This window comes from Geodermatophilus sp. DSM 45219, assembly GCF_900104025.1.
In the GTDB taxonomy this organism is placed as follows: Bacteria; Actinomycetota; Actinomycetes; order Mycobacteriales; family Geodermatophilaceae; genus Geodermatophilus.
The window spans coordinates 1-26,506 of record NZ_FNIQ01000004.1 but is presented as its reverse complement, the minus strand read 5'-3'; the positions used below and the strand labels follow the sequence as shown (position 1 = coordinate 26,506).

Sequence of the window (26,506 nt, the reverse complement as noted above, 5' to 3'; positions counted from 1 at the left end):
CCCTGGTGACCCCGTGATCACCGCGCACCGGCTGACCAAGACCTACGGCGAGCGCACGGCCGTCGACGGGATCAGCTTCACCGTCGAGCCCGGCCGCGTGACCGGCTTCCTCGGCCCCAACGGCGCCGGCAAGTCGACGACGATGCGGATGGTGCTCGGGCTGGACCGGCCCACCTCCGGCAGCGTCACCGTCAACGGCCGCCGCTACGCCGACTCCCCCGCGCCGCTGCGTGAGGTCGGTGCGCTGCTGGAGGCCCGGGCGCTGCACCCGGGCCGCTCGGCGCGCGACCACCTGCGCTGGCTGGCCGTCAGCAACGGCATCCCCCGCGCCCGCGTCGACGAGGTGCTCGAGCTGGTCGGCCTCACCGCGGTCGCCGGCCAGCGGGTGGGCCGGTTCTCGCTGGGCATGGGCCAGCGGCTGGGCATCGCCGCCGCGCTGCTGGGCGACCCGCCGGTCGTCGTCCTCGACGAGCCGGTCAACGGCCTGGACCCCGAGGGCATCCGCTGGGTCCGCACCCTGGCCCGGGACCTCGCCGCCGAGGGCCGCACGGTGTTCGTCTCCAGCCACCTGATGTCGGAGATGGCGCTGACCGCGGACCACCTGGTGGTCATCGGCCGCGGGCGGGTGCTCGCCGACTGCTCGACGGCGGAGTTCGTCGCCGATCACGCCGCCTCCCACGTGCGGGTCCGCAGCCCGCAGCACGACGAGGTCGCCACCCTGCTGCGCCGCGAGGGCCTGGACGTCGCCGCGCACGGCGGGGAGCTGCGGGTGCGCGGCCTGGACCCGGCCGGCGTCGGCGAGCTGGTCGGCCGGTCCGGCCTGCTGCTGCACGAGCTGACCCTGGTGCGCTCCTCGCTCGAGGACGCCTTCATGACCCTGACCGCCGACAGCGTCGAGTACGCAGGAGCCCCCCGATGACCGTGGGCACGCACGCCTGGACCCGCACCGAGACCCCGGCCGCACCCGGCCCCACCGCGACGCTGCGCGCCGAGTGGGTCAAGTTCTGGACCGTCCGCTCCACCCCCTGGTCGCTCGCGGCGATGTTCGTGCTGGGCGCCGGCCTCACCACGCTGGTGTGCGCGCTCAGTGCCGAGGCGCTGGCCCGCGGGGACGTCGGCGAGCCGGTCGGCGCGTTCGTCACCTGGGGGATCGTCTTCGCCCAGGTCTGCGCCGTCGTCCTGGGCGCGCTCGTCGTCACCGGCGAGTACGGGACCGGGATGATCCGCGCGACGCTGGCGGCCACCCCGCGGCGCGGCGCGGTGCTGGCGGCCAAGGCCGCGGTGCTCGCCTCGACGCTGTCCGTCGCCGGCACGCTGACCGCGCTGGCCGGGTACCTCGGCGGCAACTGGTTCCTCGACCGCGAGGGCATCGGCCTGGCCCTCACCGACGACGGCGTGCTGCGGTCGATGCTGGGCAGCGGTCTCTACATGGCCGGGCTGGGGCTGTTCGCCGCCGGCGTCGGCCTGCTGGTCCGGCACACCGCCGCGGCGCTGGCGATCGTGCTGGGCCTGGTCTTCGTCGTCGGCAACCTGGTGATGGTGCTGCCCGGCGCCTGGGGCGAGTGGGCGACCAAGCTGATGCCGGGCAACGCCGGGTCGGCCATCGCGACACCGGAGTCGTTCAACCCGCTGCTCCTCGACCCGTGGGTGGGCTTCGCGGTGTTCGTCGCCGAGGTCGTCGCCGTCCTGGCCGTCGGCGCCGTGGTGTTCGGCCGCCGCGACGCGTAGCCGCCCGTCGCCGGTGTCCCTCGTGCACTGCCGGTCCTGCAGGGCCGTCGGTGCGCGGGGGACAGCGGCATCCCCGGCCCTGGGACGATGGACACCATGACTGACGCACAGGCCGGTCGGGAGACCGCCGAGGAGCTGGTCCGCCGCCTCTCCGCCGACGACGGCGCCGGGGCCGACGAGCTGCTCGCCGGCGTCACGGGGATCCGCGACCTCGTGTTCGTGGGGGCCGGTCTGACCGCGATCGCGCGCGCCGACGGCCGCCGGCTGCCCCCCGCCCAGCGCGCGCAGGCCAGCACCCGGCAGCTGGAGCTGGGGAAGCTGCGCGACGCCTCCCGCACCGACCCTGAGGGGCTGCGGGCCTGGCTGCGCCGCTCGGCCGAGGAGGTGCTGTTCCTCCGCGCGCTGCGCGAGGCCGCCGCGCGGGTCGCCGGCTGACGGTCAGCCGAGCGGCTCGACCCACGCAGCTCGCCAGGCGGGCGGCTCGACGGGCTGCGCGTAGTAGCGGGTGTCGCGCACGATCCGCCCGTCGTCGTCGAACTCCAGGACGAGTGCGACGTGCCAGACCTCCGCGCCGTAGTCGTTGACGCCCTCGAGCACCCACACGTGGCCGGCACCGACCACGCGCCGCACGGTGATCCGCGGCGGGGTGGGGAACGCCTCCTGCATCGCCCGCATCGCCTCGCGGCCGCGGATGCGCTCGCCCGACTGCGGCATCTCCATCACGTAGCCGGGGTGCCGGACGCGGTACTCGTCCTCGGCCGACAGGCCCGTGCCCGAGGTCAGGCCGAGCACCCGGTCCAGACCCGCCCGCATGGCGACCGCGTCGTCGTCGGCAACCGCGCGGCGGAACAGGTCGAGGACCTCGGACGCACTCATCGCTGACGTCTACACCCGGCCGGCCTGCGTGGGCAGGGGCCGGCGACCCCGATCAGGCCCGGGCGGCGGACCGTGCGAGCGGCAGGGCGACCAGCAGCACCCCGGCGACCAGCACGTAGGTCCACGGCAGGCCGAACCCCGCGGCGACGAGCCCGAGCGCCAGCGCACCGATCGCCGTCCCGGCGTCGAACGAGGCGTTCCACAGGGCGCTGGCGGCGGTGGCCCCGCCCGCGCCGGCGCGGGCGAACGCCGCCAGCAGGGTGAGGTTCTGCACCGTGCCGTAGCCCGCGCCGAACAGCGCGGACCCGGCGAGCACCCAACCGGCCCCGGCCGCCAGGCCGAGCGCGACGGCGCCGATCCCCGCCGCGGACACCAGCAGGGCCAGCGGGAGCAGCAGCCGGGTGCCGAAGCGGTCGGCGAGCACGCCGGCCCGCCACCGGGTGAGCGCGCCGGTGAGCCCGAAGACCAGCAGCGCCGCGGTCGCCAGCACGCCGTCGGGCCGCTCGATCGGCAGGAAGGTGACCAGCCCGCCACCGGCGAGGGTGACCACCAGCAGCACCGCGGACGGCGCGAGCGCGGCGCGCACCGCCGCCCGGGAGGACGACGTCCCGGCCGGCACCTCGCCGCGGACCGCCCGCACCAGCCGGGGCACCAGCGGCACCGCCAGCACCGGGGAGGCGGCCAGCCAGGCCAGCCAGCCCACGTGCCCGTCCAGCACCAGCGCCACACCGGCCGGGACCGCCACCAGGTTGGGTACCGCGATGGCCAGCCCGTAGATGCCGATCGACTCACCGCGCCGCTCGGCCGGGGCCACCCGGGCGGCCAGCGTCGCGCCCAGCACGGTGAGCACCGCGAACCCGACGCCGCGCACCGCGGAGACCGCCGAGAGCCACAGCAGCCCGTCGTCCACCACGTACAGCGGCGAGGGCGCCCCGAGCGCGACCAGCCCGGCGGCGAGCACCGGCCCGGCGCCGTACCGGGCGGTCAGCGCCGGTACCACCGACTGGACGGCGATGGTCGCGACCAGGAAGACCGCGGTGACCACGCCCGCGGTGTCGACGGCGGCACCCCCGGCGACCGCGTAGGCGGGCAGCGAGGCCAGCGTCAGGCAGTAGCTGGTGAACCCGAGCGCGCTCAGGCCGGCCAGCGACCGCACCCCCGGCAACCGCCACAGCGAGGTCCGCGCCTCCGTCGTCCCCTGCGCCACACCGCTCCCCTCGTCCGGGCACCGTCGCCCGGCGGACCAGCATGACCGGCACCGGGGGCCGGCGCCGACGCGGGTGCACGGGGGGAGTGCCGCACTGGCCGGTGCCGGTGCACCATCCGGGGGTGAGCCTCCCCGCCCCGGTCCCGTCCCCGGCCCGCGACCGCCGCCGTCCGGTGTTCAGCCGCCTCTACGCGCGCATCAGCGAGGGGATGGACGCCGAGGGCCTGGGCGAGCTGCGGTCCGAGCTGCTCGCCCCGTTGTCCGGCCGGGTGGTGGAGGTGGGCTGCGGCAACGGCCGGAACTTCGCGCGCTACCCGTCGGCGGTGACGGGGGTGACCGCGGTGGAACCCGAACCGCACCTGCGCGGGCTCGCGAGCCGGGCGGCCGCGGGCGCGCCGGTGCCGGTCACCGTGGTCCCCGGCACCGCCGAGGCACTGCCCCTGCCGGACGCCGCGTTCGACGCCGCGGTGCTCTGCCTGGTGCTGTGCTCGCTGCCCGACCGCGCGGGCGGGCTGGCCGAGCTCGGCCGGGTGCTGCGCCCCGGCGGCACGCTGGTCTTCCTGGAGCACGGTCTGGCCCCGACCCGGCGGCTGCGGGCGGTGCAGCGGGTGGCCGACGCCACCGTCTGGCCGCTGCTGGCCGGCGGCTGCCACACGGCGGTCGACCCGGTCGGTCTCGTCGAGCAGGCCGGCTTCGAGGTCACCGCGCTGCGCCGGCTGCGCTTCCCCGACTCCCGCGTCCCGCTCCCAGCCGCGCCGCACGTCCTCGGTGCGGCCCGCCGGCCGGCCTGACGTCCACGCCGGGGAGAGGCCGCCCGTGCCCCTGCTCACCGTCGGCCACGGCCCGGACGACCGCGCCCGCCTCGGCGCCCGGCTGACCGCGGCAGGGGTCGGGCTGGTCGTCGACGTCCGCCGGTTCCCGGGCAGCCGCACCAACCCCGACGTCCGGCGGGAGGCGCTGGAGGCGTGGCTGCCCGCGGCCGGGGTCGGCTACCGGTGGGACGCGCGCCTGGGCGGGCGCCGTGCGCTCCCCGCGGGCGAGCCCGTCGCCGACGGCTGGTGGACCGTCGCCCAGTTCGCCGCCTACGCAGCCCACACCCGGACGCCGGAGTTCGCCGCGGCGCTGGACGAGGTGCTCGCCGAGGCGGCCGGCGCGACGGTCGCGGTGATGTGCAGCGAGAGCGTGTGGTGGCGCTGCCACCGGCGGATCGTCGCCGACGTCGCCGTCCTCGCCCGGGACGTGCCGGTGCAGCACCTCATGCCCGGTGGCCGGCTCAGCCCGCACCGCCTCTCGGAGGGCGCGGTGCTGAGCGGGGACGGCGAGATCCACTGGCCCGCCCGGTGAGGGGCGGCCTGGATCACCGTCCGGCGTCCTGGCTCACCGCTGGAGGTGAGCCAGGACGCCGCATGATCAGGTCACCTGATCATCGGGCGGCACTTACTGCATGTACGGGTAGGTGTGGTCGGTCGGGGGCGCGAACGTCTCCTTGATCGACCGGGTCGACGTCCAGCGCAGCAGGTTCTGCAGGGCGCCGGCCTTGTCGTTGGTGCCCGAGGCCCGCCCGCCGCCGAAGGGCTGCTGGCCGACGACCGCGCCGGTCGGCTTGTCGTTGACGTAGAAGTTGCCCGCCGCGAACCGCAGGAAGCGCTGCGCGTGCGCGATGGCGGCCCGGTCCTGTGCGATGACCGCCCCGGTGAGCGCGTAGGGCGCCGCCGACTCCATCTGGGTGAGCACGGTGTCGTAGTCGGCGTCGTCGTAGACGTGCACCGCGAGGATCGGCCCGAAGTACTCGGTGGTGAACACCTCGTGCCCGGGGTCGGTGCCCTCGATGACGGTCGGCCGCACGAAGAAGCCCTCGGAGTCGTCGGCCTGCCCGCCGGCGACGATCGATAGCGCCGGGTCGTCGTCCACCCGGCCGAGCACGCCGGACAGCTTCGCGAAGGACCTCCGGTCGATCACCGCGCCCATGAAGTTCGAGAAGTCGGTGACGTCGCCCATCGGCAGAGACTCGGTGACCCCGACCAGGTCCTCGCGCAGCCGCGCCCACACCGACCGCGGCACGTAGGCGCGCGAGGCCGCCGAGCACTTCTGCCCCTGGTACTCGAAGGCGCCGCGGACCAGCGCGGTGCGCAGCACGTCGACGTCGGCCGAGGGGTGGGCCACGACGAAATCCTTGCCGCCGGTCTCCCCGACGATGCGCGGGTAGCCGCGGTAGCCGGCGATGTTCTCCCCCACGGTGCGCCACAGGTGCTGGAACACCGCCGTGGACCCGGTGAAGTGGATGCCGGCGAGGTCCTGGTCGGCCAGGGCGACGTCGGAGACCGCGACCCCGTCGCCGGTCACCATGGTGATCACCCCCGGCGGCAGCCCGGCCTCCTCCAGCAGCCGCATGAGGAAGTGCGCGGCGAACTGCTGGGTGGGGGCCGGCTTCCACACGACGCTGTTGCCCATGAGCGCCGGAGCGGTGGGCAGGTTGCCGGCGATCGCGGTGAAGTTGAACGGGGTGACCGCGTAGACGAACCCCTCCAGCGGCCGGTGGTCGGTGCGGTTCCACACGCCGGGTGAGGACTCCGGCTGCTCGGCGAGGATCCGCCGGGCGAAGTGCACGTTGTAGCGCCAGAAGTCGACCAGCTCGCAGGCGGAGTCGATCTCGGCCTGCTGGGCGGTCTTGGACTGGCCGAGCATCGTCGCGGCGTTGAGGGTCTGCCGCCACGGCCCGGCGAGCAGCTCGGCGGCGCGGAGGAACACCGCGGCCCGGTCGTCGAAGGACAGGTCGCGCCACGCCGGGGCGGCCGCCTTCGCGCACGCCACCGCCTCCTGGGCGTCGGCGTGGGTGGCGTGCGCGGCGGTGCCCAGCACGGCGGCGTGCCGGTGCGGCTGCACGACGTCGAACCGCTCGCCGCTGCCCATCCGCTGTTCCTCCCCCAGCGTCATGGTCAGCTCGAGCCGCTCGCCGGCCAGCTCGGTGAGCCGCTGCTGCAGCTCGGTGCGCTCCGGGGTGCCCGCGGCGTAGCTGAGCACCGGCTCGTTGCGCGGCGCGGGGACGGAGGTGACGGCGTCCATCGGGGTTCTCCTGTTCGCGACCCCGGTCCCGCCGATATCGCGATATTGGCGGGACCGGGGATCAGGTGGTGGTGACGAGGGAGCGCAGGAAGAAGCGCAGGTTCGCGGGACGCTCGGCCAGCCGGCGCATGAAGTAGCCGTACCAGTCGGCGCCGTAGGGGACGTAGGCCCGGACGCACAGGCCCTCGGCGGCCAGCCGGCGCTGCTCGGCGGCGCGGATGCCGTAGAGCATCTGCACCTCCCAGGAGTCCGGCTTCCGGCCCTGCTGGGCGGCCAGCCGCCGGGCGACCGACAGCAGCCGCGGGTCGTGGGTGCCCACCATCGGGTGCCCGGGGCCGCGCATGAGGACCCCGAGGCAGCGGGCGTAGGCGGCGTCGACGTCGTGCCGCGACTGGAAGGCGACCGACGGCGGCTCGTCGTAGGCCCCCTTGACCAGCCGTACCCGCGAGCCGGGGGTGGCGAGGGCCCGGGCGTCGTCCTCCGTGCGGTGCAGCGCGGCCTGCAGCACCGCGCCGGTGCCCGGGTGGTCGCGGCGCAGTTCGGCGAGGACGGCGAGGGTGGAGTCGACGGTGGCCGACTCCTCCATGTCGAGGGTGACCGTGGTGCCGGTCGCCGACGCCGCCTCGGCGACCGGGCGGACCAGCTCCAGCGCCAGGTCGGTGCCCCCGCCGGGCAGCGCCTGCCCGAACGCCGACAGCTTCACCGACACCTCGGCGGCGCGGCCCAGGCCCAGCGGGGCCAGTCCGTCGAGCAGCGCCAGGTAGGCGTCGCGCGAGCGCACCGCCTCGGCCCGGTCGGTCACGCCCTCGCCGAGGTGGTCGAGGGTGACGGCGATCCCCGCGCGGGTGAGCGAGCGGACGACGGCCAGCGCCTCGTCGAGCGTCTCACCGGCGACGAAGCGGTCGACGACCCGCCGCGTGGCCGGGGTGCCGACCACCAGCCGGCGCAGCTCGGGCCGCCGCGAGGCGCCGAGCAGCAGGGCCTTCTGCGAGAACACGCGCCACCTCCGCGACCGGGGACCGGACACCCCTGACGCTAGGCAGCCGCGGCCCGCCCCACCAGCGACGGACGTACGGTTCCCCTCGTACACCTGTATGAGGGGGGACGGCGGCGTGCGCGACGAGCTGCAGGAGCTGGTCGACCGGGTCTCGGCCCTGCTGGGCGCCCCCGCGACCCTCGAGGACGCCGACTTCACCCTGCTGGCCTTCTGCGCCCACCCGGTCGAGGGCGAGGAGACCCCGGTGATGGACGCCGTCCGGACCCGCTCGATCCTCGGGCGGGGCTCCACCCCGGACACCCGCCGCCGGTTCGAGGACTTCGGCATCGCGACCGCCGAGGGCCCGCTGCGGACCCCGGGCGACCCGGCCGCCGGCATCCTCACCCGGCTGGTGCTGCCGGTCCGGCACGGCGGGCGCACCCGTGGCTACCTGTGGCTGCTCGACGGCGGGCGCACCGACCCGGCGGCCGCCGACGACCCCGCGCTGGCCGGCGCGGTGGAGCTGGCGGCCGAGGCCGGGCGGCTGCTGGCCGAGCGCGAGGAGGACGCCGGCGACCTGGGCCGGCCGCTGGCCACCGCGCTCACCGGCACCCCGGCGGCGGCCGGGCCGGCGACGGCGGCGCTCACGGCGGCCTGGGGCGCCGCGACCGCCGTGGTGCTCGTGGCGCTGCGCCCGGCCGGCGCGGGGCTGCCCTCGCCGTGGCGGGCACCGGCCGCCGGCGCGGTCACCGCCGTCCTGCCCGGGGAGGACGCGGTCGCGGTCGCCGTCCCGCTGCCCGGGCCGGCGGACCTGCGCCCGGCCGTCGCGGTCACCGCCGCCGCGCTCGCCGGCCTGCCTCCCGGCAGCAGCGCGGGGCTCTCCGCCGTCGGGACCGCGGCCGACGGGTTGCCCGGGCGGTGGGAGCAGGCGCGCACCGCCGCGCGGGTCGCCGGAGCCGTCCCGCGGTTCTCCCCCGTGGCGCACTGGGACGAGCTGGGCGGCTGGCGGATCGCCGCGGCACTGCCCGGCCCGGACCCCGCCGTCCGCCCGCTGCTGGCCTCCCCGCTGCTCACCACGACCGCCGAGACCTGGCTGGACGCCGGGTGCAGCGTGGCGCGGGCCTCGGCGGCGCTGCACGTGCACCGGCAGACGCTCTACGCCCGGCTCACCCGGATCGGGGAGCTGACCGGCCTGGACGTCGCCGACGGGGACGCCCGGCTGCTGCTGCACGCCTCGCTGCGCAACGCCCGGTTGACCGGCGGGTGACCGGCCCCACACACCGTGGTCGCAGCGCGCCGCAGCGGCAGGTGTCGCCTAGTCTCGGAACCGGTATGGCTGCGGGAGGAGAGGCGGTGCCTCGACACGCGGGGGGCCCCGACGTCCTCACGGAACTGCGCACGGCGACGGCCGTCGAGCACGAGCAGGTGGAGTCGACCCTCGCGCTGATGGACCCGCACCTGGGCCGCGACCGGCTGGTCGCCGTCCTCACCCGGCTGCACGCGTTCTGGACCGCCGCCGAGGCCGGGCTCGACGCCTGGGCCCACCGCCACCCGGCCGATGCGGAGACCGTGGGCTGGGCGCGGCGGCGCCGCGCGCACCTGTTCGCCGCGGACCTGTCCGCCCTGGGCGCCGGCCCCGGCAGCACGGAGCAGCCGGTGCTGCCCGCCGTCGAGGACACCGACCAGGCCCTGGGCCGGCTCTACGTGCTGGAGGGGTCCACGCTCGGCGGCACGTTCATCTCCCGGCACCTGGCCACGCTGCCCACCCTGGGCCCGGGCGTGCGGCTGGGCGCCTTCTCCCCCTACGGCACCGAGACCGGCGCCATGTGGCACACCTACCGCCGGGTGACCCGCGAGCGGGTGTCGGCGGGCGGGGACGCCGGCCGGGTGGTCGGCGCCGCGCGCAGCACCTTCGGCGCACTGGCCGACTGGTGCGCGCCGGTGGGGGCCGCCCGGTGAGCGGGTCCGAGACCGGGCTGCTGCCGGCGGGGGCGCCGATCGACCTCTCCAACTGCGAGCGCGAGCCGATCCACGTGCCGGGCAGCATCCAGCCCCGCGGGGTGCTGCTGGCCATCAGCGAGCCCGACCTCGTCGTCCAGCAGGTGTCGGAGAACCTCGCCGACCTGGTGGGTGTAGCCCCCGGCGACGCGCTGGGCCGGCGGCTGCCCGACGTCCTCGGCGTGGTCGCGGCCGGGGCGGTGGCCCGCTCGGCCGCCGCCTTCGGCGACCTGCGCGAGCGCAACCCGGTCGAGATCACCCTGGACGTGGTGGGCAGCCCGGTGCCGGTCGACGCGCTGCTGCACCGCACCGTCACCGGCCCCGACGACGGGGTGACCCCGCCGACGACGGTGCTGGTCGTCGAGCTGGAGCCCGCCTACGGGCCCCGCCCGTTCTCCTTCCCGAACACCTACCAGGCCGTGCGCGGCACGGTGGCCGACCTCAACCGCGCGACCTCGCTGCAGGAGCTGTACGACACCACCGCGCAGGCGGTCCGGGAGCTCACCGGTTTCGACCGGGTGATGGTCTACCGCTACGACGCCGACTACAACGGCGAGGTCGTCGCCGAGGCCAAGGCGCCGGAGCTGAACACCTGGCTCGGCCTGCACTTCCCGGCCAGCGACATCCCGGCGCAGGCGCGGGCGCTGTACGAGAAGAACTGGATCCGGCTGATCTCCGACGTCGGCTACCGGCCGGTGCCGTTGCGGCCGACGCTGGTGCCCTCGACCGGGGAGCCGCTGGACCTCACCTTCTCCACGCTGCGCAGCGTGTCCCCCATCCACGTCGAGTACCTGCAGAACATGGGCGTGCACGCCTCGATGTCCATCTCGCTGTTGCGCGACGACCGGCTGTGGGGGCTCATCGCCTGCCACCACTACTCCGGCCCGCACGCCCCGCCCTACGCCACCCGCGCCGCCGCGGAGTTCCTCGGCTCGACGCTCTCGCTGCGCCTGGTCGACCGCGCCGAGGAGGACGAGGTGCACCGCGCGCTGCAGGCGCGCTCGACGCTGGCCTGGCTGACCGCGGCCACCCTCGACGAGGACCGGCCGCTGGCCGACACCCTGCTTGGCACGCCCAGCCTGCTGGACCTGCTGGCCGCCGACGGCGTCACGGTGCACCTGCAGGGCCACCGCGGCAGCCGCGGCGCGGCGCTGCCCGACGACGCCGCCGACGCGGTCGCGGCGTGGGCCGCCACCCGGCACGCGGACGTGGTCGCCACCGAGTCGCTACCCCGCGAGGCCCCGGAGCTGCGGGCCGACCTCGGCCCGGTTCGCGGCGTGCTGGTGCTGCCGCTGCCCGAGGGCCAGTACGTGCTGTGGCACCGGGCCGAGTCCGCCCGCACCGTCGACTGGGGCGGCGACCCGCACAACAAGGCGATCGCCGAGCGCGAGGGCGACACCGTGCGGCTGAGCCCGCGCAAGAGCTTCGAGCGGTGGCGGGAGACCGTCCGCGACCGGTCCGAGCCGTGGACGGCGCAGGAGCTGTCCGAGGTCGGGGAGCTGCGCACCCACCTGCTCGAGGCGATGTACGCGCGCAGCCGCAGCATCGTCCGCGCGGCGGAGACCCTGCAGCGCTCGATGCTCACCGAGGCGCCGGTGTCCCCGGGCCTGGCGGTGTGCGTCCGCTACGTGCCGGCCGCGCGCGAGGCCCAGGTCGGCGGCGACTGGTACGACGTGTTCGAGCAGCCCGACGGCTCGACCGTCGTCGTCATCGGCGACGTCGTCGGGCACGACACCGAGGCCGCCGCCGAGATGGCCCAGCTGCGCGGGCTGCTCCGCGGCATCGCCTACGACAGCGCCGACGGCCCGGCCACCGTCCTGCGCCGGCTGGACTCCGCCGTCGCCGGCCTGGGGTTGCAGACGTTGGCCACCGTGCTGGTCGGCCGGCTGACGCCGGAGGCCGGCGGGACCCGGCTGACGTGGTCCAGCGCCGGGCACCTGCCGCCGCTGGTCGCCGTGCCGGGGGACGGCGTCCAGACGCTCACCACGCCCCGGGCCGAACTGCTGCTGGGCGTCGACCCGGGCGCGCGGCGGACCGAGTCCGAGGCGCGGCTGGAGCCCGGCGCGACGCTGCTGCTCTACACGGACGGGCTCGTCGAGCGCCGCGACCAGGTCTTCGACCTCGGGGTGCAGCGGCTGGCCGGCGAGCTGGACGCCGTCCGCGACCGGCCGCTCGACTGCGTCTGCGACGAGCTGGTCGGCCGGATGCTGCCCGAGGGCGCGGAGGACGACGTCGCGATGGTCGCCGTCCGGCTGCGCGGTTGACCGGCGCTCCGCCGCACGGCCGAGCTGTGAGTCGCGGACGGGCACGGTGCCCCTGTCCTGTCCCGGTGAACGCCCCTCTGCGGGACGCCGTCGTGCCGGTGTTCGGTCGGTCCCAGTCGTCGCCGCTGCCCGTCTCCTTGGTCGATGGTGCGCGGCACGTCGCGTGAGTAACCGGGTTGGACCTGTCTGGTCTCTCAGGTCAGGACACTGTGCCGGAGGGTCGCCAGGAGTGTGTCGGCGATCTGGCCCGGCGTGCGGCCGCGGCCAGTGAAGAGCAGGTCGAAGCTGTCGAAACTGCTCATCAACCAGAGCAGGTCAGCGGCCTGGTCGGCGTGAGTTCCCTCTCGTACGAGGCCTTCATCGGCTAGTCGTCTCGCGAGCAGCTGCATGCCGCGGCTGCGGCCTTCCTCCATCCGCGTGATGGCGCCGCCGAGGGCGGTGGGGTCGATCTGGGCCATGGCGAAGAGGCTGCGCAGCACGTCTCGGTTGCGCGCGTACATCTGCGTGGTTGCGGAGAAGAAGCGCTCCAGGGCCGCGCGCGGGTCCGGGTCGTCGACTGCGCGCATGACCTCCTCGAAGCCGCTGCGCTGCAGCAGGTCGGCGCCGATGGCGTCGAACAGCCCGGTGCGTCCACCGAAGACGAGATAGACGGTCGCGCGGGAGACCCGCGCGTCCTGGGCCACCCGCTCGACGGTGACCCGCTCAGCTGGCGCCTCACGCAGCCGCGCATAGGCCGCGTCCAGGATCCGCCGCCGGGTCTGGGCTGCGGACTCAGCGCGCAGCTGCTGTTCGTAGGCGCGTGGGCTCATGCCGCCGATCTTAGTTCACTTGACACGCTGCAGTGTGGAATACACTGTGTCTAGTCAATTGAACCCACCGATACGAGGAGCACGTCATGCAGGTGCTGATCCAGTACACCGTCAAGCGCGAGGAAGTCCCGGCTCACCTGGAGCTGGTGGGCGAGGTGTACGCCGACCTCCGCCGGCTCGCGCCAGTCGGGCTGGGGTGTGCGACGTACCAGTTGGAGGACGGTGCGAGCTTCGTCGAGGTGCTCACTGGTCCGACCGGTCCCGGGCCGTTGGCCGCCTCGGCGGCGTTCCAGCGCTTCCGCTCCACCCTGGACGCCCGATGCGAGCGCCCCCCGGTGCTCAGCGAGCTGCGAGAGGTCGGCAGCTACACACCGGCTCCCCTGAGCGCCGGGCAGGGGCCGGCATGAGCCGCATCGCGGTGGTCGTGGGCAGCACCCGGCCCGGTCGCAAGGCCCGCACCGTGGCCGACTGGGTGCTGGAGGTCGGGCGCCGCCACCCGGCCATCGCCGCGGGCGACGCGTTCCTGGAGGTCGTCGACCTCGCCGAGGTCGCCCTGCCGTGGCTGGACGAGCCGGTACCTGCCGCATTCGGCCGTTACCAGCACCCTCATACCCAGCGGTGGGCCGCCACCATCGGCTCCTTCGACGGGTTCATCTTCGTCACACCGGAGTACAACCACTCCTACCCAGCGGCGCTGAAGAACGCCATCGACTTCCTGTTCGCCGAGTGGGCGGACAAGCCGGCCGGGTTCGTCAGCTACGGCCTGGCCGGCGGGGTACGGGCAGTGGAGCACCTCAAGTCCGTCCTGTCCGAGGTCAGGGCCGTCCCGATCAGCTCGCAGGTGGCACTGTCGGTGTTCGAGGACTTCAGCTACGCCGACCCCAGCGACCCCACCAGCCCGGCCACGGTCACCGCTCGCGGGCACCAGGCAGCGAGCCTGCTCGAAGTCGTCGAGGACTGCCTGAGCCGGTGCCGGGCCTTGGCCACGGTGCGTGCACCGTTGCCCGGATGAGCCGCACCGACGGCTCCCCGAGTCAAGATCCGGAGACGAGGACGGCGCGCCCAGCGTCCGAGTCCTCGGCCGGCGTGATGGCTGGAGCCCGGGAGTGGGCGGGACTGGCGGTACTGACCCTGCCCGTGCTGTTGGTCTCGATGGACATGACCGTGCTGCACCTGGCGGTTCCGGCGATCACCACCGCGCTCAGCCCCAGCGGGAGCCAGATGCTGTGGATCGTCGACATCTACGCGTTCATGGTCGCTGGGCTGCTCATCACCATGGGAGCGGTCGGGGACCGGATCGGGCGCCGACGGCTACTGCTGCTCGGTGCCGCCGCCTTCGCCCTCGCGTCGGTCGTCGCAGCCTTCGCCACCAGCCCCGGCATGCTGATCGCGGCGCGTGCCGCACTGGGTGTCGCCGGCGCGACCTTGGCGCCGTCGACGCTGGCATTGATCCGCACCATGTTCACCGACCCACGGCAGCGCTCGACCGCGACGTCGGTGTGGGTGCTGGCCTTCCTCACCGGCGCCTCCATCGGCCCGGTCGTCGGCGGGCTGCTGCTGCAGGACCTCTGGTGGGGGTCGGTGTTCCTCCTCGGCGTCCCGGTCATGGCCGCCTTGCTCGTGGCAGGTCCGGTGTTGCTGCCGGAGTACCGCGCTCCTTCCTCGGCCGCCGTGGACCTGCCCAGCGCGGCACTGTCGCTGGCGGCCGTGCTGGCCGCCGTCTACGGCCTCAAAGAAGCCGCGGCCGGCGCCGGCCTCCTGGTCCCCGCTCTCGCGATCGGCGCCGGCGGCCTCCTCGCGGTGGCCTTCGCCCGCCGGCAGCGGCGCCTGCCCTGCCCACTGCTGGACCTGAGCCTGTTCAGGCAGCGGTCCTTCAGCGTCGCCATCGGCGTACTCACCCTCGGCTCGGTCGTCCTGGCCGGCGTCGGCTTCCTCACCGCCCAACACCTCCAACTCGTGCTCGGTCTGAGCCCGCTGGCCGCCGGCCTGTGGACCTTGCCCCCGCTGGCCGCCGGCATCGCCGCGGTCGTCCTCGTCCAGACCTTCGGCCAGCGCCTGACGGTCGCAGCCAGCACCGCCGCCGGGCTGATGGTGGCCGCCGGTGGATCGGCGGTGCTCACCCAGGCGCCCGTCAACGGGGTCGCTGTCGTCGCGACCGGGCTCGCCCTGCTGTTCGCCGGGCTGATGCCCGTCCTCGCTCGAGGGGTGGACACCGTCACCGCGTCAGCACCGCCCGACCGCGCCGGAGCCGCTTCCGCGCTGTCGGAGACCACCCAGGAGCTCGGCGGCGCGCTGGGCATCGCTGCTCTCGGCAGCCTCACCGCAGCCGTCTACCGCACCCAGATCAGCGAGTCGCTGCAGGGCGTGCCACCACCGATTGCCGACACAGCCCGCGACACCCTGGCCGGCGCGCTCAGCGTCGCCAGCGACCTCCCTGCCACGGTCCTCTCGGGTGCCGCGATCGCCTTCACCGACGGCTTGCACACCGCCAGCGCGGCCGGCGCGGTCGTCCTCGTCGTGGTGGCCGCCCTGGCCGCTGTTGTCCTGCGCCCACGACCACAACCTCACACCGAGAACTCCACCCGAGAGGCCTGACTGCCGTCGAAGCCACCCCGCCGTCCCGCACACCGATCCTCTCGGGCGCGTCCTGCGCGGCGATCCTCTGCGGAACGGTGGCCGGCTACTCCCCGCGAACCATGACGTCTCGGTAGCGGTTCCCTCGGCGGGACGAGGGCTGTCGTCGGGCAAGGGCCCGTCGAACTCAACGGCAGACCCCGCAAGACCCTCGGGTTCATCACCCCGGCCGAAGCGGTGCAGCGGCTACTGTCCGACCCCGAGGAGCCAGTCGTTGCAACGACCGCTTGAACCCGCCGATCCCCTGAGGGACACCGTCGGGAGGCCGCGAGGCTCCGCGTGTCTCACGGAGACGTTCTCCGTGGGGGACGCTGGACGCTCACCCAGGGTGATCGTTTCCGGGTCGGCTGCTCCGGAAGCGCGATGGGCAACGATGGCGGACCGCCGTCCTCGCTGCCCCCGAGACGCACGACGAGCCGCTGTCGGCGATTCGTAGGACAGGACCCTCAGCTCCCGGCTTCGTCGAAGCGCGCGCGAGCCCGTTCGACGCCGGCCAGATTCGCGGTGGTCCAAAGCAGCAGCGCGTCGATGAGGTCCTGCAGAGTGCGACCGATCGGCGCGATGCGGTACTCCACCGCGACGGGGCGGTCACTGACTACGACGCGCTCGACCATGCCGTTGCGTTCGAGCCGGCGCAGCGTCACGGTGAGCGACTTCTGGGTGATGCCGGGCAGGCTGCGGCGCAGCTCGTTGAAGCGCAGGGAGCCTTGCTCGCACAGCCGGTCGAGCACCTGCAGCGACCACTTGTCGAGCAGCTGGTCGAGCAGCTCGCGGTGCTTACCGGTGATGACGGGGCGGTCATCGGTCTCCTGCACGACACCTAGTCTCGTTGAAGTTCCCGCTGTCCACCAGGTATCCATGGGAAACCGCAGAGCCGACGACGAGAGGGATCCCATGAGCGTGCAGACCTTCAGCCCCGAGGGCATGTTCCAACCGGTGCCGTACCACCACGTCTCCGTCGCGACCGGCTCGCGGCACGTACACGTGGCCGGCCAGATCGCCCGGGACGGGGAGGGCCGCCCGGTCGCGAGCGGCGACCTCACGGGCCAGGTCGAGCAGGCGCTGCGCAACACCTCGCGTGGGCTCGCCGGCGCCGGCGCCACCTTCGCTCACGTTGTGCGGCTGCGCTTCTTCGCGACGCAGTGGCACCCCGACAAGATGGAGCCGTTCCTGCAAGGGATCGACAACGTCGCTGACGAGCTCGGCCTCCCCCGGCCGTTCCCGCCGGTCTCGCTCATCGGCGTCGACTACCTCTTCGAGCCCGACGTGCTCGTGGAGGTGGAGGCCTACGCCGTATTCGACTGACTGTGAGGCTGGCCGGGTCGGTCCGACAGTGATGGGCCGGCGGCCGGTAGCAGTGGGCGTGACCTTCGTCTGACTGGCGGACTGCCTTGGAACCGACTTGTCCGCCCGCTGCTGCCGGCACCGGCCCGGCCGGAGACGTTGGCCTGATCAGGAGCTCGACCGCCAGTGGCTGCTGGCGTGTCCGTCACAGTCCTGCCATCTCCGCACCGGACCGCGACCTGCTGCGTCCCCCCGGTCAGGAGAACGCACGACCATGCTGGCAGACCTGGTCGAGGTCGTCATCGACATCAGGCATCCATGCCGGTCGACATGCCTTGCGGGCCGCTGCCGGCTTGCTGCCCCGACTCGTTCGGATTCCGTCGCAGCGCCTTCCTCCATTGGGACGGCGCACCGAACCGGCGCAGAGGACATCCACAGCGGGTCGCGTCGTCGGCGTCCGGCGTCGTCGGCCCGTGGGCCGACATGCTGGGTGGGTGACGAGGGCCCAGGATGCGAGGTTCCTGGCGCTGGCCACTCCCGCGCTCACCATCGCCACCGTGGTCCTTCGCTCGCGTGGCCGGACAGGCCTCATGCGGACTCCGCAGCGCGAGTTCCTCCGCCGGTGTGGCCCCTGGGCAACGCCTGCCCTCGGTGCCTGGATGGCTACGGCTACCGCGCTGACGTTCGTAGCGCCGCTGTTCCTGACCTGGCGGCGTGCGGACGAACGAGCCGCCCGCTCGACGATCCGGCCGCTCGCGTCCCTGCTTGCTGTGCAAGTCGGTCTCGAAGGGGCGCTCGGTGTCCTCAGCGACAAGTCCCACCCCCTCAGCGGGATGGCCTTCTCGCTCTACCGGCTGGGGCAGCTACGCCGGGCGCGGGCAGCTGTCACGCTCGATCGGACGCCGCGCGTGCGACGCGTCCTGGGCCTACTGACGTGGTTCTGGCGCGCCAATGTCCTCGTGCTGCTGGTCACCATCGTGGCTCGCACGGTGATGCGCCCACGACGCTGAGAGTTCTGGTGCTCAGCATCAATCCCCGCGGGGACTGGCGCGCCGATGGCTGATCCCTGCCTGGGACGTGCTCCGTGGCGCGGTCGGGCCGGGCGGGTGGTCGCCCCTGCCCGTCCAGCGGTGGTCATGCGGGTCAGGCGTGGTCGGGGATGCCGGTGACCTCGTGGTCGGCACGGTAGAGCGCTTCGCGGATCAGGGCGCGCAGGTGGGTGCCGGTGGTCGAGTACAGCCGGCGGCGGCCGTCGACGCGTTGGGTGACCAGCCCGGCCAGGCGGAGCTTGGCCAGGTGCTGGCTGGCGATGGTGGGAGTGGTGCAGGCCCGCTCGGCAAGAGTGGTGACGTCCAGCTCGCCATCGCTGAGGGACCACAGCAACTTCACCCGGGTGGGGTCGGCCAGCATCGCGAACAGCGCGGCGGCTGCTTGGACCTGCCGTTCTGAGGGCGTCTCGGCCTCGCCGCTCTGCGTGGCCGGCGTCTGGACCAGGGCCTTCCGGTGGCTCACACGCCGATCATCTCACGCGTTCATCTGCACATCTGTGAAGATGTCGGTTAATGTTCGCCGTGACCTGCGCAGAGTCCCGGCCCACCATCTCGGCGTCCGTGCAGGTGCACGACCACGGACACAGCCATGAACCTGGCCACCAGGACGAGCGTGGGCCTGGCATCGCAGGCCGGGTGCGACACGCTGTCTCGGAGCTGTTGGGCGGGCACCGGCACGAGGCCACCGAACGGGTCGACGACGCGCTCGAGGCGGATGCGGCCGGTCGGCAGGCGCTGGTGGTCAGCGTGGTGGGACTGGGAGTGACGGCTGCCGCGCAGGCGGTGGTCGCCGTGGCGTCAGGCTCGGTGGCGCTGCTCAGCGACACGGTGCACAACGGCGTCGACGCCCTGACCGCGGTGCCGCTGTTCGTCGCGTTCGCCCTGGCCTCCCGGCCGGCCACCCGCCGTTTCACCTACGGCTACGGGCGCGCTGAGGACCTGGCCGGGATCCTGATCGTGATCGCCATCGCCGCCAGTGCCGTCCTCGCCGGGTGGGCCGCGGTGGACCGCCTGCTGGACCCGCGCCCGGTCACCCACCTGCTCGCGGTGGCCGCTGCGGGGCTGGTCGGCTTCGCCGGTAACGAGCTGGTCGCCCGCTACCGCATCCGGGTGGGCCGGCGGATCGGGTCCGCGGCCCTGGTCGCCGACGGGCTGCACGCGCGTACCGACGGCTTCACCAGCCTGGCGGTCCTCCTCAGCGCCGGCGGGCTGGCTGTTGGCCTTCCGCTGGCTGATCCGATCATCGGCCTGCTCATCGCGGTCGCGATCCTCGCCGTCCTGCGAGATGCCGCCCGCGAGGTGTTCGGCCGGATCATGGACGCCGTCGACCCGGCCCTGGTCGACGCCGCCGACCACGCCGTGACCACCGTGCCCGGAGTGCGGGAGGTCCCGCAGCTGCGTCTGCGCTGGATCGGGCACACCCTGCGCGCCGAGGTCGACCTCGCGGTCGACCCGGGCCTGACCGTGATGCAGGCCCACGGCGTGGCCGCGCACGCCGAGCAGCACCTGACCGCCAGCGTGCCCCGGCTGACCGCCGCCACCATCACCACCAGCCCGGCGCGTGAGCACGCCGGTCCCTCGAGCCGGGGTCTTCGATGACCGAGACGACGACGACCTCCCGGACCGGGCCGGTGCCTGCCGGCGCCGCTGGTCGCAGCGATGTCGGCAGTGGCCAGGCCAGCGTCGGTCAACCCGGCTACGGCTCCCTCGGAGGCTCTTGGTGGCTCTTCGTGCCCAGCGCCTACTTCTTGCTGCACACCCTCGAAGAACTGCCCACTTTCGCTGCATGGGTCACCGACCACTTCGGCCCGATGACCACCCTCGCGTTCGCGACCTCGCACGTTCCGCTGCTGCTGCTCGTCTCCACCGCCTCCTACCGGGCGGCTCAAGCCAGTCGTAACCACACGCGGCGCCGCGGATGGACCGTCCTCGCGGTTGCCGCCCAGATCCAGTTCGGCCTCAATGCCCTCTTCCACCTGGGCACCGCGGTCGCCTTCTCCGAGTACTCACCCGGCATGCTCACCGCCGCGTGCCTGGGCCTGCCCGCCACCGCGCTCGTCCTGCAGCGCTCACGCCGGGAACACCTGCTCACTGCTCGGCAGACCGCGGCAGCCGCTGGGTGGGGCGCTCTGATGGCCGCGGCGGCGATCGGTGTCCTGTTCCTCCACTGACCAGGCGCAGCACCTCGCCGCGCAGCGCGGTACGAGGCGCGCCCTGGTCCGGCCCGGCCCGGCCCGGTCGAGGCCGAGCGCCGCCGCGGCTTGATGCGGCCGCCGCGGCGATCGCCGCGCAGGGGCCGCCCAGCCTGCTGGGCGGCTCCTGCGCGACCCGGCTGCCCTACGTCGACGAGGCCCACCCCGCGGCGATCGTCGACCGGGTGCGCAGCCTGCCGGTGCGCTGGATCGCGCAAGGAGGGCCGGCATGGTCCCCGGCACAGGGCAACCACACCCCGGCGGATGGGGACCGTACGCCGTACTGCCCCTCGACGGTCGGCCGCTGGCGCACACCGCGCCCCATGGCGGCCGGATCGACTGGCTCGGCTGACCGTGAGCCTGGTCGGGTCAGCCAGCGGCGCGGCGACCACTCCCGACACCGACCCACTGCACGCGCCCAGGACCCGGTCACCGATCCCTGCGGGATCGCTGGTCAGGTCGTTGGCGGGGCGGGGTGACGAGCTCAGCGGCCAGCAGCGTCGAAGTGGGTCTCCAGCGCGTCGCCGAGAAGAGCCAGCACGGCGCTGGGCAGCGCGTGGCCCATACCCGGCACCTGCACCAGGTGCGCGGAGCCGATCGCCCGCTGGAGGTGCTCGGCGTTCGGCGGCGGGTAAGCAGGGTCGGCGGGCGCCTCGATGACGAGCACCGGCGTGGTCACCGCGGCTAGTTCGGCGCCGCGCTCGAGCCCCTCGGTGCCGGCACGGGCGTGCGCGGTGGCCGAACTGGCATCCGGCGGTCCACCGTGGGCGATCACCCGCTGCTCCATGGCTCGGAACTCGGCGGCATCGAAGGGGACCTGGCCACCGTTCAGCACGCGCCAGTGCTCGACCCGCCAGTCGAGCTCGGCGGCCTCATCGCGCGGCTCGCCGAGGGTCGCCCACAGCGCGAGCAACTCCTCCGACGGTCCGGGCACCTCCTGGCCGGGAGCCCCGGGCAGGGCGCCGGTGCAGAACAGCGTCGCGGAGAGCAGACGGTCAGGGTGGTCGAGCAGCAGCAGCTGCACCAGGTAGCCGCCCATCGACATACCCACGGCGTGCGCCCGGTCGACGCCGAGGGCATCGAGCACGGCGACGGCGTCGCCGGCCAGGTCGCGCAGCGCGTAGGGGCGCTCGTCGAACGCCCGGGTCGAGCGGCCGGTGTCGCGGTGGTCCCACACCACCACGCGGTGGCGGCGACCCAGCCGCGCCACCAGCGCCTCCGGCCAGGCGACCCCGGCGGAGGCCGCACCCATGACGAGCAGCACCGGGCTCCCCGCGGGGTCACCGCTCTCCCGGACCCAGAGCTCGTAACCACCATCGACGCGCACGAGGCGCTCTGCTGGCGCGGCGGGACTCCCAAGGTGCTCGGCGGACATCAACCCATCCTCGACGCCGGCTCGCGGGTGCGCCACGACGTTTCACGGGCAGCCGACAGGCAGCGCGGCGCCGAAGTCGAGTGCAGCTCGATCTCCTGCTGGGAGATCGCCGCTCCCCGCCACTCCGATGCGCGCAGGCGAAACGCCGCTCGGGAGTCATGAGGCCAAGGGGGGTCGACCACTGCCGCAGCTCTCGGACGCCCACGATCGGGGCCTCAAGCGTGGCCGCGCGCCGCCGTCCGCGACCTGGGCGGCCATGTCTTCCGGGGGCTGCCTCTCGTCGGCCATGGCCCCCGTCGTTCCGTCGGAGCCGGCCGCAGCCGCCCCGGCGGCACCACCCTGGTGTGCTCGCCGAGCCCCGGCTTGTGCTGCCCTGGCCACTCGACGAACGGCGTGCGGAGCGTCGCCACATCTGGCGTCGGTTCCGCCCGGCCCGCGCACCCTCCCATGGGGGATCCCTGCGGGACAGCGAACGGCGACCTCCCCCGGCTGCGCGACTCCACCGCCACGATCGTCCAGGCGGTCCAGGAGTCGTGGCCCGGCATCCCCACACCCGAGGACGTCCGCCGCGACGAGGACGGCGAGCTCCTGGGTCGTGTGGTCCCCACCTCCGGCGGCTGGCTGGCCGTGACCACTTTCGGCGCTCCCCTCGGCAGCGTCAGCAGCCACGACGAGGCACTGGCGACCGTGCGCGTACTCGGCCTGTCCCGCCTCGCCGAACCGTGGTGGGTCCGCCCGCTCGGCCGGTTCGAGTGGCACGAGGCCCGGCTGGTGGAGGTCCGCCCCGACCGGGTCCGGCTGCGCTGGACCGACCCGATGGCCGACCAACCACCATCCGGCCAGTGGTTCGACCTCGACGACCTGGACCTTGCACTCGATCCGCCAGGTGAGCCTCAGCGCCACCGACCCGGTTCCTGGTCCGGATGCAGGCGGTGACCCGCGAAGCCGGGCGAGCCGGTTGGCCGCAACACGACGTGGGGGTAGCCGCTCAGCGATCCCGTGCAGGACGTCGCAGGCGGCCTGCCTGACCCGTCCGAACGTCGCCGTCGCAGATTCCTCCCATGGCCGCGTCAGCGCCGCCAGAAGAGGTGGTGGACGACGCCGCTGGGGCTGGGCACGACGTCACAGTGGTACCGGTCACGGAGTTCCTCGGGGGACCTCCACAGCCGGGAGCCGGCGCCGAGCTGCACCGGGGCGACGGCGACGTGCAGGGTGTCGATGAGGTCGGCGTCGAGGAACTGGCGGATGGTGGTGGCGCCGCCGCCCAACCGGACGTCCTTGCCCTCGGCCGCCTGGAACGCTCGGTGCAGCACGGTGGCCGGGTCGCCGCCGATGAAGTGGAAGGTCGTGTCGGACAGGCTGAAGGAGGGCCGCTCGTGGTGGGTCATGACGAAGACCGGCGTGTGGAACGGCGGCTCCTGGCCCCACCAGCCCCGCCACTCGTGGTCGGCCCAGGGACCGCGCTGCGGGCCGAACTTGTTCCGGCCCATGATCTCGGCGCCGATGTTGCGGTGGAAGTCCCGGACCATGTAGTCGTCCAGACCGCGGCTCCCTCCCGGGTCGCTCCGGTTGGGCCAGCTGGCCGTCGCGAAGGCCCAGGCGCCGAGCTGCATGGGGTCGGCGTGGCCGAACGGGCGTTCCAGGCTCTGTCCCTCACCGGCGCCGTAGCCGTCACTGGAGAGCATGAAGTTGTGCACTCGGACCATCTGCGTCACGGCTGACCCCTCATCGGTTGCATTCGTCTGATGAGTTCGACTGCGCCGCGAGGACGGACTCATCGCGCTACGGACCCTGACCCCGTCTCCCGGACACGTCGGGTGTGGTGATCATGCCGCGCTGAGGGCGGGGTGCAAGCCGTGGCCGGCCAGGCGCTGCCCGGCGAAGCGCGCCACCCGCACGAGGTTCCGGGTCAGGACCTCGTTCAGCCCCGCGTGCGTGCGATCGCCTCGTACCGGGCGGTCCCGGGTCGGCGGTCACGCGCCGGGGGCATGGTCCTCGCGGAGCATTGCGGCGGTCAGCCGGTCGAGCAGCTCACGTGCCGCGACGTGTTCTGCGTCCGACAGCGACCGCCCGACCTGGTCGATCTCTCTGATTGCCGGCAACCAGGCGTCTGTCGTTGCCGCGCGTCCCGCCGGGGTGTCGGTGATGCGCACCCGGCGGCGGTCGACGGTGTCGCGGACCCGCTGGACGTGACCGGCCCGTTCGAGGCGGTCGACCAGCACGCTGACGGCCGGCGAGGAGACCCCGAGCCGCCGGGCGAGCTCGGCGACGCCCATGGGCCCGTGCTCACTCAGCTGCATGACCGCAGTCATGTCGCTGACGTTCATCCCCGTGCGGTGGGCCGTGCGGATGGTGAGGTCGTGTGCGGCGCTGATCAGGCGGCGGACCGCCAGGGTGGTGTCGTCCAGATCGGACAACGCCGGTTCTCTCCGGACCGCGGCGTCGGCCTCGCGCACCGTCTCCTCGCTCACGCGCGCATCTAATCACCGCTGATCGTTAACTTGTTTACCGACCGGGGTAAGGGTGGTGGACCGACCACACCGGATCGTCGAGAGGACCACCATGAGCAGGCCGAGCATCCTCATCTCCGGTGCGAGCATCGCCGGACCCACCGCAGCGTCGTGGCTGGCCGCAGCCGGGTGGGACGTCACCGTGGTCGAGCGCTTCGACCACCTGCGCGACGAGGGCCAGAACGTCGACGTGCGCGGCACCGGGCGCGAGGTGCTGCGCAGGATGGGGCTCGAGGACGACATCCGGAGCCATCACACCCGCGAGACCGGCATGGCCTTCGTCGACGAGGACGGCAGCACCTACGCCTCGTTCCCCGCCGGCGCCGGTGATTCCGACGGCAGCCCCACCGCAGAGCTGGAGGTCTTGCGCGGGCAGCTGGCCCGCGTGCTCTACGACCACTCCGCGAGCTCGTCGCAGTACGTCTTCGGGGACCACATCACGGCCCTGCACGACGACGGGCACGGTGTCGATGTCGAGTTCGACCAGGCACCTGTCCGCCGGTTCGACGCCGTCGTGGTCGCCGAGGGCTCGCGGTCCCGGACCCGCCGGTTGCTGTTCCCCGACACCGGGGTGCACGAGCTCGGGCTCTTCGCGGCCTACCTCACCATCCCCCGCGCCGAGGACGACGACCGGCAGTGGCGGATCCACGTCGGTGGCAACGGGCGTCTGGTCCACCTGCGCCCGGACAACGTCGGGACCACCCGGGCAATGCTGAGCCTGAAGACCGACATCCGGGGGCTGGACCGCCTCGACCGGGACACCGTCGTCGGGGTCCTGCGAGCAACGTACGGCGACCTCGAGTGGGAGACCCCACGCATCCTCGCCGCACTCGACGACGCCCCGCTCTACACCGACCAGATCGCCCAGATCCGCCTTCCCACCTGGCACTCCGGGCGGGTGGCCCTGCTCGGTGACGCGGCCTGGTGTGCCGGCCCCTTCGGCACCGGCACGACCAGCGCGCTGGCCGGCGCCTACGTGCTGGCCGGGGAACTGGGCGCGACCCCAGATGACATCCCGGCAGCGTTCACCCGTTACGAGCAGATCCTGCGCCCCCAGACCGATCGCGCACAGACCTTCGTCCCACATCACGGACACCCCCGCGTTGAATGGCGCCGGAAGGTGATGCGCCAGAACCTCCGCCTCATCGGCGGGCCGATCGGCCGCGCCGTGAGTCGAGTCGTCCCCCTGGTCACCCCGCCGCCGGTGAACAGCATCGAGCTGCCCGACTACTCGCCCTCAGCGCTCACACAGCCCTGAGCCGACCAGCAGTCCACCGCCTGACATCCCTTTCCCGACGAGACGGCTCTGATCAGACCAAGCCATCTGACCGTGGGGTACACGGCCGCCACACTCAGGGGCCTTCGGCCGGACGCGAGGTTTCCGTCGTGGGCTCCTAGCGATTAGTCCGGTCTGGCGGGGCCGCTGCAGGCTGCAGACGACGCGACGGCCGTGCTCGATGTTCAGTGGTGAGGGACATGGCCGACACCTGGGGCCTGGCGGTGCCTGTGGCGTTCGGGCTGGTCGTGTGCGGTTGTCCCACCGGCCGTGTGGCAGGGTCCCCGTCGACGCGGGTCAACAGCTCCGGGAGGACGGGAGTTCATGGTCTCCATGTCGGCGGTGCTCGGCATCACGCTCGTCGCGTTGGGTCTGGTCCTCACTCCAGGGCCGAACATGATCTACCTGGCGTCCAGGTCCATCACCCAGGGCCGGCGGGCCGGTCTGATCTCACTGCTCGGGGTGGCGGCCGGTTTCCTCGTGTACCTCGCAGCGGCCGCGGCCGGACTCGCCACGGTGTTCGTCGTCGTTCCCGCCGCGTACACAGCGCTGAAGTTCGCCGGTGCCGCCTACCTGCTCTACCTGGCCTGGCAGGCTCTGCGGCCCGGCGGCACGAACGCCTTCGCGCCACGCGAGCTCCCCGTGGACCGGCCGCGTCGGTTGTTCGCCATGGGGCTGTTCACGAACCTGCTCAACCCCAAGATCGCGATCCTCTACGTGTCGCTGCTGCCGCAGTTCATCGACCCCAGCGGTCCGCCCGTGGCGCTGCAGAGCCTCGTGCTCGGCGGCACGCAGATCGCCATCGCGCTCAGCGTCAACGCGTTGATCGTCGTCTTCGCCGGTGGCCTGGCTCGGTTCCTGTCGGCCAGGCCGACCTGGATGCGCGCCCAGCGCTACCTGATGGGCGGCGTGCTCGGCGTCCTCGCGGTGAAGCTCGCCACCGACAGGGCGCGCCCGGCTCCGGCCTGAGGGTCACGGTGTTGCTGGAGCCGCCTCGGTCCGACGGCCCCAGGCGTCGGACGAGTGGGACCCGAAGCTCTGGGCGACCTTCGTGATCGACTGATCACCCTGCCGGGCAACCGCGATCACGTCCCGCCGGAGAACTCCTCGGGGGAACGGCTTGGGCACGATGCTGGCCCTCCCAGCGAGGCCGCAGCCTCACAGGTGAGGTGGTGTGCCCCGCGTTCCGTGGAGTCGCTTGGCTGGACTTCATGCCACGGTCATGGATGGTCGGTTCTCGAACTCTATGGGGGTGAGCCAGCCGA

Annotated in this window: 28 protein-coding genes; 18 read left to right on the top strand and 10 right to left on the bottom strand. The window is 73.7% G+C overall.

Translation table 11 applies throughout. From position 1 onward, the window contains the following. Window positions 1-13 precede the first annotated feature (13 nt). The 3 genes from BLR12_RS13035 (at window position 14) to BLR12_RS13025 (ending at window position 2,163) form a co-directional block, all read left to right on the top strand. Window positions 14-919 (top strand): ABC transporter ATP-binding protein, encoded by a 906-nt coding sequence (locus tag BLR12_RS13035; protein WP_091378698.1) that lies wholly within the window; start codon window positions 14-16, stop codon window positions 917-919. Next, window positions 916-1,728, top strand: a complete 813-nt coding sequence (locus tag BLR12_RS13030; protein ID WP_091378695.1) for an ABC transporter permease subunit — start codon at window positions 916-918, stop codon at window positions 1,726-1,728. Before BLR12_RS13035 ends, BLR12_RS13030 begins: the two co-directional genes overlap by 4 nt. 96 nt (window positions 1,729-1,824) lie before the next feature. Beyond that, on the top strand, window positions 1,825-2,163 hold the full coding sequence (locus BLR12_RS13025; protein WP_091379859.1) for a hypothetical protein: 339 nt from the start codon (window positions 1,825-1,827) through the stop codon (window positions 2,161-2,163). Window positions 2,164-2,166: 3 nt separating this feature from the next. Here the strand turns inward: BLR12_RS13025 and BLR12_RS13020 are convergent, their stop codons facing one another. Together BLR12_RS13020 and BLR12_RS13015 are read right to left on the bottom strand one after the other, a co-directional pair. Then, window positions 2,167-2,604, bottom strand: coding sequence for a nuclear transport factor 2-like protein (locus tag BLR12_RS13020; protein ID WP_218120658.1), 438 nt, complete (start codon window positions 2,602-2,604; stop codon window positions 2,167-2,169). Window positions 2,605-2,656: 52 nt separating this feature from the next. Beyond that, the gene (locus BLR12_RS13015) at window positions 2,657-3,811 is read right to left on the bottom strand and encodes an MFS transporter (RefSeq protein ID WP_091378691.1); all 1,155 of its coding nucleotides are present in this window, start codon (window positions 3,809-3,811) and stop codon (window positions 2,657-2,659) included. Window positions 3,812-3,933: 122 nt separating this feature from the next. On the opposite strand from BLR12_RS13015, the gene BLR12_RS13010 reads away from it, so the two are divergent. Together BLR12_RS13010 and BLR12_RS13005 are read left to right on the top strand one after the other, a co-directional pair. Further along, a complete protein-coding gene (locus BLR12_RS13010) occupies window positions 3,934-4,602 on the top strand; it encodes a class I SAM-dependent methyltransferase (RefSeq protein WP_255363475.1) in 669 nt (222 codons plus the stop codon). Window positions 4,603-4,627: 25 nt separating this feature from the next. After that, a complete protein-coding gene (locus BLR12_RS13005; protein WP_091379853.1) occupies window positions 4,628-5,155 on the top strand; it encodes a DUF488 domain-containing protein in 528 nt (175 codons plus the stop codon). Window positions 5,156-5,248: 93 nt separating this feature from the next. Here BLR12_RS13005 and pruA read toward each other — a convergent pair whose 3' ends face one another. Together pruA and BLR12_RS12995 are read right to left on the bottom strand one after the other, a co-directional pair. Continuing rightward, complete coding sequence (gene pruA / locus BLR12_RS13000) at window positions 5,249-6,874, bottom strand: L-glutamate gamma-semialdehyde dehydrogenase (protein WP_091378688.1); 1,626 nt, start codon at window positions 6,872-6,874, stop codon at window positions 5,249-5,251. A 61-nt stretch (window positions 6,875-6,935) separates the two neighbouring features. Then, the gene (locus BLR12_RS12995; protein WP_091378685.1) at window positions 6,936-7,871 is read right to left on the bottom strand and encodes a proline dehydrogenase family protein; all 936 of its coding nucleotides are present in this window, start codon (window positions 7,869-7,871) and stop codon (window positions 6,936-6,938) included. A 115-nt stretch (window positions 7,872-7,986) separates the two neighbouring features. Here BLR12_RS12995 and BLR12_RS12990 point away from each other — a divergent pair, with 115 nt between their 5' ends. The 3 genes from BLR12_RS12990 (at window position 7,987) to BLR12_RS12980 (ending at window position 12,112) form a co-directional block, all read left to right on the top strand. Then, window positions 7,987-9,117: a PucR family transcriptional regulator gene (locus BLR12_RS12990; protein ID WP_091378682.1), complete on the top strand. Its 1,131-nt coding sequence runs from the start codon at window positions 7,987-7,989 to the stop codon at window positions 9,115-9,117. A gap of 86 nt (window positions 9,118-9,203) precedes the next feature. Beyond that, a complete protein-coding gene (locus BLR12_RS12985) occupies window positions 9,204-9,809 on the top strand; it encodes a biliverdin-producing heme oxygenase (RefSeq protein ID WP_255363474.1) in 606 nt (201 codons plus the stop codon). Further along, window positions 9,806-12,112 carry a SpoIIE family protein phosphatase gene (locus BLR12_RS12980; protein WP_091379846.1) on the top strand — a complete coding sequence of 769 codons (2,307 nt, stop codon included), beginning with the start codon at window positions 9,806-9,808 and terminating at the stop codon, window positions 12,110-12,112. Before BLR12_RS12985 ends, BLR12_RS12980 begins: the two co-directional genes overlap by 4 nt. A 194-nt stretch (window positions 12,113-12,306) precedes the next feature. On the opposite strand, the gene BLR12_RS12975 is transcribed toward BLR12_RS12980, so the two are convergent. Beyond that, window positions 12,307-12,921: a TetR/AcrR family transcriptional regulator gene (locus tag BLR12_RS12975; RefSeq protein WP_091378676.1), complete on the bottom strand. Its 615-nt coding sequence runs from the start codon at window positions 12,919-12,921 to the stop codon at window positions 12,307-12,309. 86 nt (window positions 12,922-13,007) lie between these two features. On the opposite strand from BLR12_RS12975, the gene BLR12_RS12970 reads away from it, so the two are divergent. The 3 genes from BLR12_RS12970 to BLR12_RS12960 all read left to right on the top strand — a co-directional run bounded on the left by BLR12_RS12970 (window position 13,008) and on the right by BLR12_RS12960 (window position 15,516). After that, on the top strand, window positions 13,008-13,328 hold the full coding sequence (locus tag BLR12_RS12970) for a hypothetical protein (protein WP_091378673.1): 321 nt from the start codon (window positions 13,008-13,010) through the stop codon (window positions 13,326-13,328). Next, window positions 13,325-13,933, top strand: a complete 609-nt coding sequence (locus BLR12_RS12965) for an NADPH-dependent FMN reductase (RefSeq protein ID WP_091378671.1) — start codon at window positions 13,325-13,327, stop codon at window positions 13,931-13,933. Before BLR12_RS12970 ends, BLR12_RS12965 begins: the two co-directional genes overlap by 4 nt. Window positions 13,934-14,058: 125 nt before the next feature. After that, the gene (locus BLR12_RS12960; RefSeq protein ID WP_218120657.1) at window positions 14,059-15,516 is read left to right on the top strand and encodes an MFS transporter; all 1,458 of its coding nucleotides are present in this window, start codon (window positions 14,059-14,061) and stop codon (window positions 15,514-15,516) included. A 485-nt stretch (window positions 15,517-16,001) separates the two neighbouring features. On the opposite strand, the gene BLR12_RS12955 is transcribed toward BLR12_RS12960, so the two are convergent. Continuing rightward, window positions 16,002-16,370 (bottom strand): winged helix-turn-helix transcriptional regulator, encoded by a 369-nt coding sequence (locus BLR12_RS12955; RefSeq protein ID WP_218120656.1) that lies wholly within the window; start codon window positions 16,368-16,370, stop codon window positions 16,002-16,004. A 79-nt stretch (window positions 16,371-16,449) separates the two neighbouring features. On the opposite strand from BLR12_RS12955, the gene BLR12_RS12950 reads away from it, so the two are divergent. Continuing rightward, entirely contained in the window at window positions 16,450-16,860 is a 411-nt protein-coding gene (locus tag BLR12_RS12950) for a RidA family protein (protein ID WP_091378668.1), read from the top strand. A gap of 638 nt (window positions 16,861-17,498) precedes the next feature. After that, a complete protein-coding gene (locus BLR12_RS12945) occupies window positions 17,499-17,849 on the top strand; it encodes a hypothetical protein (protein ID WP_143018769.1) in 351 nt (116 codons plus the stop codon). 133 nt (window positions 17,850-17,982) lie between these two features. Here the strand turns inward: BLR12_RS12945 and BLR12_RS12940 are convergent, their stop codons facing one another. After that, complete coding sequence (locus tag BLR12_RS12940) at window positions 17,983-18,351, bottom strand: ArsR/SmtB family transcription factor (RefSeq protein ID WP_218120655.1); 369 nt, start codon at window positions 18,349-18,351, stop codon at window positions 17,983-17,985. A gap of 173 nt (window positions 18,352-18,524) precedes the next feature. On the opposite strand from BLR12_RS12940, the gene BLR12_RS12935 reads away from it, so the two are divergent. Continuing rightward, window positions 18,525-19,487, top strand: coding sequence for a cation diffusion facilitator family transporter (locus BLR12_RS12935; protein WP_255363473.1), 963 nt, complete (start codon window positions 18,525-18,527; stop codon window positions 19,485-19,487). Then, the gene (locus tag BLR12_RS12930) at window positions 19,484-20,059 is read left to right on the top strand and encodes an HXXEE domain-containing protein (RefSeq protein WP_091378658.1); all 576 of its coding nucleotides are present in this window, start codon (window positions 19,484-19,486) and stop codon (window positions 20,057-20,059) included. Before BLR12_RS12935 ends, BLR12_RS12930 begins: the two co-directional genes overlap by 4 nt. A 505-nt stretch (window positions 20,060-20,564) precedes the next feature. Here the strand turns inward: BLR12_RS12930 and BLR12_RS12925 are convergent. Next, the gene (locus BLR12_RS12925) at window positions 20,565-21,455 is read right to left on the bottom strand and encodes an alpha/beta fold hydrolase (protein ID WP_091378656.1); all 891 of its coding nucleotides are present in this window, start codon (window positions 21,453-21,455) and stop codon (window positions 20,565-20,567) included. A gap of 447 nt (window positions 21,456-21,902) precedes the next feature. On the opposite strand from BLR12_RS12925, the gene BLR12_RS12920 reads away from it, so the two are divergent. Then, window positions 21,903-22,391 (top strand): hypothetical protein, encoded by a 489-nt coding sequence (locus BLR12_RS12920; protein WP_091378653.1) that lies wholly within the window; start codon window positions 21,903-21,905, stop codon window positions 22,389-22,391. A gap of 134 nt (window positions 22,392-22,525) precedes the next feature. Here the strand turns inward: BLR12_RS12920 and BLR12_RS12915 are convergent, their stop codons facing one another. Both BLR12_RS12915 and BLR12_RS12910 read right to left on the bottom strand, forming a co-directional pair. Continuing rightward, on the bottom strand, window positions 22,526-23,161 hold the full coding sequence (locus BLR12_RS12915) for a dihydrofolate reductase family protein (protein WP_255363539.1): 636 nt from the start codon (window positions 23,159-23,161) through the stop codon (window positions 22,526-22,528). A gap of 267 nt (window positions 23,162-23,428) precedes the next feature. After that, a complete protein-coding gene (locus BLR12_RS12910; protein WP_143018768.1) occupies window positions 23,429-23,911 on the bottom strand; it encodes a MarR family winged helix-turn-helix transcriptional regulator in 483 nt (160 codons plus the stop codon). 106 nt (window positions 23,912-24,017) lie between these two features. On the opposite strand from BLR12_RS12910, the gene BLR12_RS12905 reads away from it, so the two are divergent. Then, on the top strand, window positions 24,018-25,223 hold the full coding sequence (locus BLR12_RS12905; protein WP_091378649.1) for an FAD-dependent monooxygenase: 1,206 nt from the start codon (window positions 24,018-24,020) through the stop codon (window positions 25,221-25,223). Between the two features lie 342 nt (window positions 25,224-25,565). Beyond that, window positions 25,566-26,210 (top strand): LysE family translocator, encoded by a 645-nt coding sequence (locus tag BLR12_RS12900; RefSeq protein ID WP_091378645.1) that lies wholly within the window; start codon window positions 25,566-25,568, stop codon window positions 26,208-26,210. Window positions 26,211-26,506 lie beyond the last annotated feature (296 nt).

Coding starts and splice junctions, on each gene's coding strand:
- BLR12_RS13030 (WP_091378695.1), top strand. CDS start 916: ATGACCGTGGGCACGCACGCCTGGACCCGCACCGAGACCCCGGCCGCA.
- BLR12_RS13025 (WP_091379859.1), top strand. CDS start 1,825: ATGACTGACGCACAGGCCGGTCGGGAGACCGCCGAGGAGCTGGTCCGC.
- BLR12_RS13020 (WP_218120658.1), bottom strand. CDS start 2,604: ATGAGTGCGTCCGAGGTCCTCGACCTGTTCCGCCGCGCGGTTGCCGAC.
- pruA (WP_091378688.1), bottom strand. CDS start 6,874: ATGGACGCCGTCACCTCCGTCCCCGCGCCGCGCAACGAGCCGGTGCTC.
- BLR12_RS12975 (WP_091378676.1), bottom strand. CDS start 12,921: ATGAGCCCACGCGCCTACGAACAGCAGCTGCGCGCTGAGTCCGCAGCC.
- BLR12_RS12970 (WP_091378673.1), top strand. CDS start 13,008: ATGCAGGTGCTGATCCAGTACACCGTCAAGCGCGAGGAAGTCCCGGCT.
- BLR12_RS12965 (WP_091378671.1), top strand. CDS start 13,325: ATGAGCCGCATCGCGGTGGTCGTGGGCAGCACCCGGCCCGGTCGCAAG.
- BLR12_RS12950 (WP_091378668.1), top strand. CDS start 16,450: ATGAGCGTGCAGACCTTCAGCCCCGAGGGCATGTTCCAACCGGTGCCG.
- BLR12_RS12945 (WP_143018769.1), top strand. CDS start 17,499: ATGGCTACGGCTACCGCGCTGACGTTCGTAGCGCCGCTGTTCCTGACC.
- BLR12_RS12930 (WP_091378658.1), top strand. CDS start 19,484: ATGACCGAGACGACGACGACCTCCCGGACCGGGCCGGTGCCTGCCGGC.
- BLR12_RS12925 (WP_091378656.1), bottom strand. CDS start 21,455: ATGTCCGCCGAGCACCTTGGGAGTCCCGCCGCGCCAGCAGAGCGCCTC.
- BLR12_RS12920 (WP_091378653.1), top strand. CDS start 21,903: ATGGGGGATCCCTGCGGGACAGCGAACGGCGACCTCCCCCGGCTGCGC.
- BLR12_RS12915 (WP_255363539.1), bottom strand. CDS start 23,161: ATGGTCCGAGTGCACAACTTCATGCTCTCCAGTGACGGCTACGGCGCC.
- BLR12_RS12905 (WP_091378649.1), top strand. CDS start 24,018: ATGAGCAGGCCGAGCATCCTCATCTCCGGTGCGAGCATCGCCGGACCC.
- BLR12_RS12900 (WP_091378645.1), top strand. CDS start 25,566: ATGGTCTCCATGTCGGCGGTGCTCGGCATCACGCTCGTCGCGTTGGGT.